The 1,389-nt window shown below is 36.4% G+C and carries 1 protein-coding gene; it reads right to left on the bottom strand.

Features of this window, described 5'->3' with window-relative positions; all coding sequences use genetic code 11:
- Window positions 1-15: 15 nt before the first annotated feature.
- Window positions 16-1,326 (bottom strand): IS701 family transposase, encoded by a 1,311-nt coding sequence (locus tag ACM5QX_RS29490; RefSeq protein ID WP_414756748.1) that lies wholly within the window; start codon window positions 1,324-1,326, stop codon window positions 16-18.
- Between the last annotated feature and the right edge of the window lie 63 nt (window positions 1,327-1,389).

Below are 1,389 nucleotides of genomic sequence, written 5' to 3'. Positions count from 1 at the left end.
CCCTCATTTGTCACTCTAAGCAGAGGAAAATACAAAATCAGAGTGAGTCAGGAATATAAAAAGTGGGGAAGTGAGTCTATAAACAATGGATTGAAGTTTAGCAAATCCTAATGATAGTTGAGGGATAGGAAAAACTGTCAGCCAAGGCTGGATTAAGTTAAATAGGATAAAAGGTTGAACAATTAAGCGAAGATTATTCAGAATATTTTTCCAGCCTTTATTATCATCCCACCAGGGATGTTGAGCTAATCTTGATGGAGACGTTGGAGGAGAAGGCTGCATTTGTTCAGAGTGAAGACTAACCATTAAGTAGGCACTACAAATAATCTCCCACCAACGTTCAATATCTTGATAGCGAGTAAAACGATAATCTGCCCAACCTAATTCATCTTTACTTTGCTTTAAACCATATTCAACCCAGGTTCTTAAACCATAAAAATTTCCAACTTCTCTTGGAGTAATGTCTGGATATTTAGTCATGACATACCAAGTAGAGTTTCCTGGCAACTTTTCAATGTCTGTAGTGATCTGCCAATATCTATGTTCTCCACGTTTACCGTGAATTATTTCTCTAATATAGCGATTTTCACTGTTGAGGTCAGAGAATACACGTTTAAATCTCTGCCACTCTAGATATTGAGTATGCTGTCTCGGAAGCAAATCCACATAATGGTTTGAGCGAATCGCAACTATATAGTTTAGATTCATTTCATCTAATACTGATACGAAATTAGTTTCACTCTCTCCATATAAGCTATCTGCTAGTACCAGATTAAATCTAAAGCCCATTGACTTCAGCTTTTTGATTAAATTTGCTGCTATTTGTGGCTTGGTTAGATACTTATCTTCTGGTTTTAATTTTTCTCGTGGCTTATATACTTCAAATAGCAATGGAAATGTCATTCCACAGAATACACCGTATGCTGTTACCACTACAATTCCCTGATCAACTTTTCCTAAGTTTCCTAGATACTGTCTTTTGACATAATCTGTCTTAGTCCCTTTCTTTTTATCTCCAGTTTCGTCAATGATTAAAATGATTGGTCTATCTTTTATTACTTGAAGGATTAACTCTAGCCTTAAGGCTCTTAACTGTTCTACATCCCAAGGTGATGTAGTGAGAAAATGATGTAGCCCCTGCTGGTTATCTAATCCTGTAAGTTTTGCTATTTCTGGTAGTGTTTTTCGTTTTAGTTCAGAAATGCAACCGATGTGTAAGTACTTAAATGCTTCAAAACTCCTAACATCTGAAAACAGCTTTCTATACCACTGACAATATTCATCTACGAATTTAACTGTTTTTGCACCTCTTCGCGGCTCTATCATGCTCCCTGAAGTACTTTCGGCGTTTTTACTTAATTATTCTCTCATGGAAGTGACAACAAAGGG

The sequence above is a fragment of the Anabaena sp. CCY 9910 genome (assembly GCF_963920875.1).
Classification (GTDB): Bacteria; Cyanobacteriota; Cyanobacteriia; order Cyanobacteriales; family Nostocaceae; genus Trichormus; species Trichormus variabilis.
The sequence above is the reverse complement of the archived record's forward strand: the minus strand, read 5'-3'. Positions and strand labels throughout refer to the sequence as shown.